7 protein-coding genes are annotated in these 8,717 nt (G+C 72.4%); 6 read left to right on the top strand and 1 reads right to left on the bottom strand.

Going from position 1 to position 8,717, the window contains the following annotated elements; translation table 11 throughout:
- The first annotated feature begins 188 nt into the window (after positions 1-188).
- Together mnmA and Aau02nite_RS31280 are read left to right on the top strand one after the other, a co-directional pair.
- The gene (mnmA, locus tag Aau02nite_RS31285; protein WP_212992183.1) at positions 189-1,388 is read left to right on the top strand and encodes a tRNA 2-thiouridine(34) synthase MnmA; all 1,200 of its coding nucleotides are present in this window, start codon (positions 189-191) and stop codon (positions 1,386-1,388) included.
- Positions 1,381-2,379 carry a uroporphyrinogen decarboxylase/cobalamine-independent methonine synthase family protein gene (locus Aau02nite_RS31280; RefSeq protein ID WP_246595578.1) on the top strand — a complete coding sequence of 333 codons (999 nt, stop codon included), beginning with the start codon at positions 1,381-1,383 and terminating at the stop codon, positions 2,377-2,379. The genes mnmA and Aau02nite_RS31280 overlap by 8 nt, the downstream gene beginning before the upstream one ends.
- Here Aau02nite_RS31280 and Aau02nite_RS31275 read toward each other — a convergent pair.
- Positions 2,336-2,791 carry a type II toxin-antitoxin system PemK/MazF family toxin gene (locus tag Aau02nite_RS31275; protein ID WP_212992181.1) on the bottom strand — a complete coding sequence of 152 codons (456 nt, stop codon included), beginning with the start codon at positions 2,789-2,791 and terminating at the stop codon, positions 2,336-2,338. The two genes, Aau02nite_RS31280 and Aau02nite_RS31275, sit on opposite strands and share 44 nt — an antisense overlap.
- 199 nt (positions 2,792-2,990) lie before the next feature.
- On the opposite strand from Aau02nite_RS31275, the gene ligA reads away from it, so the two are divergent.
- From ligA to gatC, 4 genes are all read left to right on the top strand, one after another.
- Complete coding sequence (ligA, locus tag Aau02nite_RS31270; protein ID WP_246595583.1) at positions 2,991-5,210, top strand: NAD-dependent DNA ligase LigA; 2,220 nt, start codon at positions 2,991-2,993, stop codon at positions 5,208-5,210.
- A 623-nt stretch (positions 5,211-5,833) separates the two neighbouring features.
- Positions 5,834-7,747, top strand: a complete 1,914-nt coding sequence (locus Aau02nite_RS31265) for a putative bifunctional diguanylate cyclase/phosphodiesterase (protein ID WP_246595582.1) — start codon at positions 5,834-5,836, stop codon at positions 7,745-7,747.
- A gap of 8 nt (positions 7,748-7,755) precedes the next feature.
- Positions 7,756-8,232, top strand: coding sequence for a GNAT family N-acetyltransferase (locus tag Aau02nite_RS31260; RefSeq protein WP_212992179.1), 477 nt, complete (start codon positions 7,756-7,758; stop codon positions 8,230-8,232).
- 183 nt (positions 8,233-8,415) lie between these two features.
- On the top strand, positions 8,416-8,715 hold the full coding sequence (gene gatC / locus Aau02nite_RS31255; RefSeq protein WP_212992178.1) for an Asp-tRNA(Asn)/Glu-tRNA(Gln) amidotransferase subunit GatC: 300 nt from the start codon (positions 8,416-8,418) through the stop codon (positions 8,713-8,715).
- Positions 8,716-8,717: the final 2 nt, after the last annotated feature.

Genomic DNA, 8,717 nt, shown 5'->3' with positions numbered 1-8,717 from the left:
CCCGCCCGGATGTGGCGGCACTGGGTCGGGACGGCAGTGGCTGGGCTGGGTGCCACGGGGCCTTGCGGTGCGCGTACCGGAAAAGGGAATGCGCCCCGCCCGGATGGTGGCGGCACCGGGTCGGAACATGGATCTTGATGGCGCTACGCGGGATTTGGGATGTCGGCCGGGGCGGATAGGCTGTTCGGGTGCGAGTTCTTGCAGCTATGTCCGGCGGGGTCGACTCCGCTGTCGCTGCCGCGCGCGCTCGGGATGCCGGCCACGATGTGACCGGGGTGCACCTGGCGCTGGCGCGGAATCCTCAGACGTACCGGACCGGTGCGCGGGGGTGCTGCACGCTGGAGGATTCGCGGGATGCGCGGCGGGCCGCCGATGTCATCGGCATTCCGTTCTATGTGTGGGACATGGCCGAGCAGTTCCACGACAACGTGGTCGACGACTTCGTCGCGGAGTATGCGGCCGGCCGCACCCCGAATCCGTGCCTGCGGTGCAACGAGAAGATCAAGTTCGCCGCGGTGCTGGACCGGGCGGTCGCCCTGGGCTTCGACGCCGTGGTCACCGGGCATCACGCCCGGCTGGGGGCGGACGGTCTGCTGCGGCGCAGCGTCGACATCGCCAAGGACCAGTCGTACGTGCTCGCCGTGCTCACCCGCGCGCAGCTTGACCGGGCCGCTTTCCCGCTCGGTGACTCGACCAAGGAGCGGGTCCGGCAGGAGGCGGCCGAGCGGGGCCTGGCCGTCGCCGACAAGCCCGACTCGCACGACATCTGCTTCATCGCCGACGGTGACACCAAGGGCTTCCTCGCCGAGCGTCTCGGTGCGGCGCCGGGCGACATCGTGGACGGCCGCACCGGGGCCGTGCTGGGGCGGCACGACGGGGCGTATTCGTACACGATCGGTCAGCGCAAGGGGCTTGACCTGCGGGTTCCCGCGCCGGACGGCCGTCCTCGGTACGTGCTGTCGATCACCCCGAAGACCAACACGGTGACGGTCGGGCCGCGCGAAGACCTCGCGGTCGACACCGTGACGGCGACCCGGCCGATCTGGCACGGGGAGCAGACGCCGGTCGAGTGTGACGTGCAGCTGCGGGCCCACGGTGAGGTCGTTCCGGCCGTGGTGAGCCTCGGCCCGGACGGCCTAGTGGCCCACCTGCGCACGCCGGCCCGGGGGGTTGCGGCTGGTCAGGCCATCGTCGCCTACCGGCCCGATCCGGCCGGTGACATCGTTCTCGGCTCCGCGACGATCGCTTCCGGCAGCCTGAGCACGAGTCCTGCGGGCGCGGGCCTTTCGAGCGCGAGCGGCGCCAGCAGCTCCGACGGCGCTGTGGATGGTTCGGCCGACCGGGTGTCTGCGAGTGCCGATGGGATCGGGCCGGCGCGCCGTGCCTGACTTTCCCTGGCCGGCCGGTGCGGCCACCGGGGTCGGCTCGTTGCCCGGCACCGACATCGCCGAGGCCCAGCGCCTGATCATGGGCGAGCTGCCCGAGCTGCCGCACCTGGCCGAGCTGCCCGACCGCGGTCCCGGCGCTGACATGATCGGGCGGACCGCCGGGCTGCTGGTCGAGCTGCCGGTGCAGATCTACGTGGGCCGCTGGCAGATGGCGCCCCGCCCCGGCAAGGACCAGCGCCGCATCGCCGACCTGATGGAACGTGACCTCGACCAGCTCTCCGAGCAGGCCGACCGGTTCACCGGCCCGGTCAAGCTGCAGGCGGCCGGTCCGTGGACCCTCGCGGCAAGCCTGGATCTGCAGATCGGCGGTCGCATGCTGCGCGACTCCGGTGCCGTGCGCCACCTGACCGAGTCGCTGGCCGAGGGGCTGCGCCGGCACGTGGCCGAGGTGCAGAAGCGGCTGCCCCAGGCGTCGGTGCTGTTGCAGCTCGACGAGCCTTCGCTGCCGGCGGTGCTCGCCGGGCGCATCCCGACGGAGAGCGGGCTGGGGGCGTACAAGGTCGTCGACGGGCCCGATGCCGCCACGGGTCTGCGGACGGTGGTCGAGGCCGTCGGGGTGCCGGTCATCGTGCACTGCTGTGCTCCGGCCGTACCGCTGCAGGTGGTCCGGGATGCCCGGGCCGCCGCCGTCGCGCTCGATCTGTCGTTCATCAAGGATCTCGACCCGCTCGGGGAGGCCCTCGAGGCCGGCCTCGGCCTCTTCGCCGGTGCGGCGCCCACCCGGCCGCCGGCCGACGGCCGGGCGCTGACCTCGGCGCAGGTGGCCGACCGGGCCCGGAAGCTGTGGAGCAGGCTCGGCTTCCCGGCCGCCCGGCTGCCGCAGCAGGTCGTGATCACGCCGGCTTGCGGGCTCGCCGGAGCGAACCACGCCTACGTGCGTGAGGTGCTCAAGGCGTGTCGCGACGCCGGTCGGCGGCTGACCGAGGTCTGACGCCGCTGTTGCGGGCTGTCCGGCTGCTGAAGCGGGCGACCCGGCGGCGGGTGCGCAGGTCCGCCGCGCCCGCGCGGCGCTGGAAGGCCGCCGGGCGGACGACGATCGGCTCACCCAGATTCAGGTACGAGTCGTGGCTCGCGCGGGCGTCCCACCGGCGGGTCGGGATCAGCACGTGGTCGCGGCGGTGGCTCTTGTCCTGACTGGTGATCTTCAGGACCACGATGCCGTCTCGGCGGCGGCGCAGCACCAGGCACGGGCGCAGTTTCGAGCCCCGGCCCCGGGCATAGGGCACGTCGGCCCACCAGATGTCACCGCCGCTCGGGTGGCCGGCCCGCCACCGCCGGCGCAGCAACCATCCGGCCGCGACCAGCACCGCAGCCCCACCCGCCCACAGCCACCAGTCCGCCACCGGCCGAACGTACCCGGGCGCCGCCGGCCGCGCATGTCGATGGTTTTGTCGGACCGGGCGACTAACGTGCCGGTAGAGAAGAACGAACCACGGAGGTCTCCCGGTGCCGGAAAAGCAGCCTGTCGATACGCCCGCCGACGGTGCCGAGGCGGCTGCCGTCGCCGAGCAGCTCGCGGAGGGCCGCCCGACCGCCGAGCAGGTGGCCGCGGCCGGTGCCGAGCCGACCCCGGAGGCCAGCGCCCGGCACGCCGAGCTGAGCGACGAGGTCCGCGGCCACCAGTACCGCTACTACGTCCTCGACTCACCGACGGTGTCCGACGCCGAGTTCGACAAGCTCCTGCACGAGCTGGAGGCGCTGGAGGAGCAGTTCCCGGCGCTGCGCACCCCCGACTCCCCGACGCAGAACGTCGGCGGCACCTTCTCCACCCTGTTCACCCCGGTCGAGCACGCCGAGCGCATGTTGTCCCTCGACAACGTCTTCGACGACGCCGAGCTGGGCGCCTGGGCCGAGCGCACCGAGCGGGACGCGGGCGGCCCGGTGCAGTTCCTCTGCGAGCTCAAGGTCGACGGCCTCGCCATCAACCTGACCTACGAGAAGGGCCGCCTGGTGCGCGGCGCCACCCGCGGCGACGGGCGCACGGGCGAGGACGTCACCTCCAACGTGCGGACCATCCGCGAGATCCCCGACCGGCTGACCGACGACAACCCGCCCGAGCTGCTCGAGGTGCGCGGCGAGATCTACTTCCCGGCCTCCGCGTTCGCCGACCTCAACGCCTCGCTGGTCGAGCAGGGCAAGGCCCCGTTCGCCAACCCGCGCAACGCTGCCGCCGGCAGCCTGCGGCAGAAGGACCCGCGGATCACCGCGTCCCGCGGGCTCCGGATGGTCGTGCACGGCATCGGCGCCCGCAAGGGGTTCCGGCCGGATTCGCAGTCCCACGCGTACGAGGCCCTGCGCTCCTGGGGGCTCCCGACCAGTGACCGCTGGCGGCTCGTCGGGAGCATGGCCGAGGTCCGCGAGTACATCGCCTATTACGGCCAGCACCGGCACGACGTCGAGCACGAGATCGACGGCGTGGTGGTCAAGGTGGACTCCGTCGCCATCCAGGGCCGGCTCGGCTCGACCAGCCGGGCGCCCCGCTGGGCGATCGCCTTCAAGTATCCGCCCGAGGAGGTCACCACCAAGCTCCTCGACATCGCCGTCAACGTGGGGCGCACCGGGCGGGTCACGCCGTACGCGGTGCTCGAGCCCGTGCTGGTGGCCGGGTCCACTGTGGCCCAGGCGACGCTGCACAACGCCCGCGAGGTCGAGCGCAAGGGCGTGTGGATCGGCGACACCGTGGTGCTGCGCAAGGCCGGTGACGTGATCCCCGAGGTGCTCGGTCCGGTCATCGACCTGCGGCCCGAGGACGCGCACCCGTTCGTGATGCCGACCCGGTGCCCCGAGTGCGACACCCCGCTCGCTCCGGCCAAGGAGAGCGACGTCGACATCCGCTGCCCCAACCAGCACTACTGCCCGGGCCAGCTCCGTGAACGGCTCTTCTACCTGGCGAGCCGCAACGCCCTGGACATCGAGGTCCTCGGCTACAAGGCCGCCCGGGCGCTCTACGAGTCCTCGGTGCTGACCGACGAGAGCGACCTGTTCGCCCTGACCGCCGATGATCTGCTGCGCTCGCCGTTCTTCGTCAACATGGACGGCACCCTGGGCACCAACGCGGTCAAGCTGCTGGAAAAGCTCGAAGAAGCCAAGAGCCGCCCGCTGTGGCGGGTCCTGGTGGCGCTGTCGATCCGGCACGTCGGCCCGACGGCGTCGAGGGCGCTGGCGCTCGAATTCGGTTCCATGGCGGCCATCGAGGCCGCGGTCGAGGAAGGCCGCATCGAGGAACTGTCGGCCGTGGACGGTGTGGGACCGACGATCGCGGAGAGCCTGCGGGAGTGGTTCGCCGTCGACTGGCACCGGGAGATCGTCCGCAAGTGGCGCGCGGCCGGCGTCAGGATGGCCGAGGAACGCACCGACTCCGGTCCCCGGCCGCTGGCGGGCATGACCCTGGTGGTGACCGGCACCCTGTCGACGCACACCCGCGACGAGGCGTCGGAAGCGGTGCTGGCCCGCGGCGGCAAGGTGAGCGGCTCGGTCTCGAAGAAGACGGCCTTCGTGGTGGTGGGGGACAACCCGGGGAGCAAGTACGACAAGGCGTTGTCGCTCAAGGTGCCGGTGCTGAACGAGGAAGGGTTCGCGGTGCTGCTGGGCGAGGGGCCCGAGGCGGCTCGTGCGGTGGCCGAGATCGCTGAGGACGCTCCCAAGGAGGGTGCGGACGGCGAGCCGAAGAAGGCTACGGTCCGGAAGCCGCGGAAGAAGGCTGCGGCTGAGCCGGCCGGTGACGCTCCGGTGGGTGAGGCTTCGGCGGCGCCGGGCGAATAGGCAGCCTGCGCCGCGCCGGTGGAGTGGGCTGTTTTGCGTGGCGTGGCGGCCGGACGGGTCGCCGGTGAAGATCCACCAACGGGTGAATCTGGCGAGGTTCCACGTGTGGGGCGATACGGCAACTTGGTAACGGCGAGTCTGTTTCGCGTAGTTTTGTCCATGCGGATCTATGGTGAGGATGATCGTTCGGTCGACGCCACCGTGGAGGTCGCATGGGTGCCGCAGCACAGCGCAGCTCCATGCCGGGTGAAGAGCAGCCGGCCGGCGAGCCGATCACCGACGTGCGCGCGGCTGAGGGTTCGCTGGATCATGCATTGCCCGGCGGGAAAGCGGCAGGCCGGCCAGCGCGTGCCCGAAAGCCACGACGCGAGGGCTCGCGCGGTCCGCAGCCACGCGACGACCGGTCAGCGACCACGGGGAAGTCGAGCAGGGTCCGGAGCTGGCGGTTGCCCCGGTGGCGACCGCCGATCGAGGCGTCGCTGGAGTCACCGCCGGTAGGGGTGCGCTCGGTCACCGCCCGGCGCGGCGCCGTCACGGCCGTCGGCGGGGCCGTCGTCGTCGACCTCGGGCTCTGGCTGGCCTCACCGCAGACATTCGATGAGCTGCCGACCGCGTTCTGGGTCATGGCCGCCCTCGCGCTCGCCGTGGACGCCCGGCCCTATGTGGTCGCGAACCGGCGCGCCAGCTCCGTGGTCCTTCCGTCCATCTGCTTCACCTTCGGCATCGTGCTCGCCTGGGGGTTCGTGCCCGCCCTCGCCGTGCAACTGGCCGCCATGGCCATCGCGGGCGTACGGATGCGCCAGTCCCCCCGCCGCGCCCTGCACCTGGCCGGGCAGCACGCCGTCGCCCTGGCCGGAGCCGCCGCCGTGGCCGCGCTCGCCGGCCTGCACGTCGGCGCCCAGCCGCACTGGGACGACGCCCTGCTCACCGTGGCCGCCGCGGCTGCCTGGATCGGCGCCCGCACCGGCCTCGACGCCCTGTTCGCCCGCTGCCTGAGTGCCGGACGCCGGCGGCGCCGGGTGCAGCGCTGGGGGCTGGAGCTGTTCGCCACCGCCGCGCTGCTGCTGCTCGGGCCCGTGGTGCTGGCCGCCGCTCAGGTCGGTCTCGCGCTCGTGCCGCTGGTGCTGCTCGCCCTGCACGCGGTGCACCGGATGGTGCGCTCGGCCGGCGAGTACGAGCGCGCGGCCCGGGTCGACTCCCTGACCGGGCTGCCCAACCGGCGTGCGCTGCAGACCTCCGTCGCCGAGCGGGACGCGGCGCGTGGTCTGCACCGGCCCGAGCGTGGACTCGCTCTCCTTCTCCTCGACCTCGACCGGTTCCGTACCGTCAATGACGCCCTCGGGCACACCACCGGGGACCGGCTGCTCGTCGAGGTCGCCCGGCGGCTCGCTGCGGTCGTACCCTCGCATGATCTTGTCGTCCGGCTCGGCGGTGACGAGTTCGCCGTGCTGGCCACCCGGGTCGACGGGCCGGCCGCGGCCCGGCGGCTCGCGGCGCACCTGGCCGAGGAGCTCGGCCGGCCGTTCGCCCTCGACGGCCTGCCGATCGACGTCAGCGCCTCCATCGGCATCGCCCTGCAGGGCGAACGCGGCGGCGACGGCGCCTCCCTGCTGCGCCAGGCCGAGGCCGCGATGTACGACGCCAAGGAGCGCGGCGATCACGTCGCGATCTACGCGCGCGACACCGAGCACCACACGTCCGATCTGGCTCTGCTGGCCGACCTGCGAAGGGCCGTGCAGGCCGATCCGGGCAGCGACCCGGCGGCCGACGGCATCACCGTCTACTACCAGCCGCAGATCGCCGTGGCGACCGGCGAGCTGGTCGGCGTCGAGGCGTTGCTGCGCTGGCGGCATCCGGTGCGGGGCATGGTCGGGCCCAGCGAGCTGCTGCGGGTCGCCGAGCAGACGCCCGTCATGCGGCTGCTCACCAGCCGGGTGCTGCGTGAGGTGGTCGCCCAGCTCGGTGCCTGGCGCGCGGCCGGCCGGCCGCTGCGCGCGTCCGTCAACGTCAGCGTCCGGGACCTGCACGCGGCGGACATCGCGGTGGAGATCGACACCCTGTTGCACCGGTACGACGTACCGCCGGATCTGCTGCAGCTCGAGATCACCGAGAGCGCGCTGATGGCCGACCCGCACCGGGTGCTCGACACGATCACCCGGCTGGACCGGATGGGGGTGGCGATCTCCCTCGACGATTTCGGCACCGGCTACTCGTCGTTGCAGCATCTGCGCCGGTTGCCGTTCGCCGAGGTGAAGATCGACCGCTCGTTCGTGCTCGGGATGGCCGCCGACCGGGGTGACGCCGCGATCGTGCGGTCGGTGATCGCTCTGGCCGACTCGCTGGGGCTGCGGGTCGTCGCCGAGGGGGTCGAGGACGAGCGGACCTGGCGGCTGCTGGCCGCGGCCGGCTGTCACGCGGCGCAGGGATGGTTCCACGCGCGGCCGATGCCCGCACCGGATCTGGCGGTGTGGCTGTCGCGTTATCGTCCACTGCGACCCGGCCGCGAACCCGGCGCCCTGGCGGTGCCGACGTCCTGAGGAGCGTCATGGCGATCGAGGTGCGTCCCGTCACGCCCGCCGACATCGCGTACGTGCGGCAGTCGCTGACCGCCGCGTTCCACGGCACGGTGGTCGCCGTCCACGACGAGCTGATCGACGCCGGCGACCTTCCGGGCGGAATCGCCTGGACGGACGGTGAGCCGGTGGGCCTGCTCACCTACCGGGCCGCCGGGACGGATTGGGAGGTGGTCTCGATCGCCGCGGACCGTCCCGGGTCCGGCGCCGGGGGAGCCCTGCTCGCCTGGATCCGCGACGTGGCTGCCGGCGCCGGAGCCGCCCGCCTCTGGCTGGTCACCACCAATGACAACGTCAGAGCCCTGCGCTTCTACCAGCGGCACGGCTTCGACCTGGTCGCCGTGCACCGGGACGCGGTGACCCGGGCCCGTGCCCTCAAGCCGGCCATTCCGAGGGTCCTGGACGGCATTCCGGTCCGCCATGAGCTCGAATTGGAAGTTCGGTTCTGAGGTCCTGGCTCACCCAGCCGGCAATCGGCGGGAGCGACGATCAGCACCATGCAACCACGCACGACATCCGGAATCCGATCCTCGGAATGCCGGGTTATCCACAGACCGGGGAGCCGCCGCCCGCCGCCCGCGCCGAAAGAAATAGACTTCCCCGGTCAGCGACATCCATACCAAGGGGGCACGATGGCCGCCATCTCCCGCGAAGAGGTCGCGCATCTGGCGCGCCTGTCGCGGCTCGCCGTGACCGAGCAGGAGCTCGACCAGTTCGCCGGTCAGCTCGACGTCATTCTGCAGTCGGTCGCCCGGATCGGTGATGTGGCTGCCGACGACATCCCGCCGACCTCGCATTCCGTGCCGCTGACCAACATCTACCGCGACGACGTCGTGACTCCGTGCCTCACCCAGGAGGAGGCGCTCTCCGGCGCGCCCGATTCCGCCGAGGGCCGGTTCCGCGTGCCGCGCATCCTGGACGAGGAGGACTGAGC

The sequence above is a fragment of the Actinoplanes auranticolor genome (assembly GCF_018332655.1).
GTDB classification, from domain to species: Bacteria; Actinomycetota; Actinomycetes; order Mycobacteriales; family Micromonosporaceae; genus Actinoplanes; species Actinoplanes auranticolor.
The sequence above is the reverse complement of the archived record's forward strand: the minus strand, read 5'-3'. Positions and strand labels throughout refer to the sequence as shown.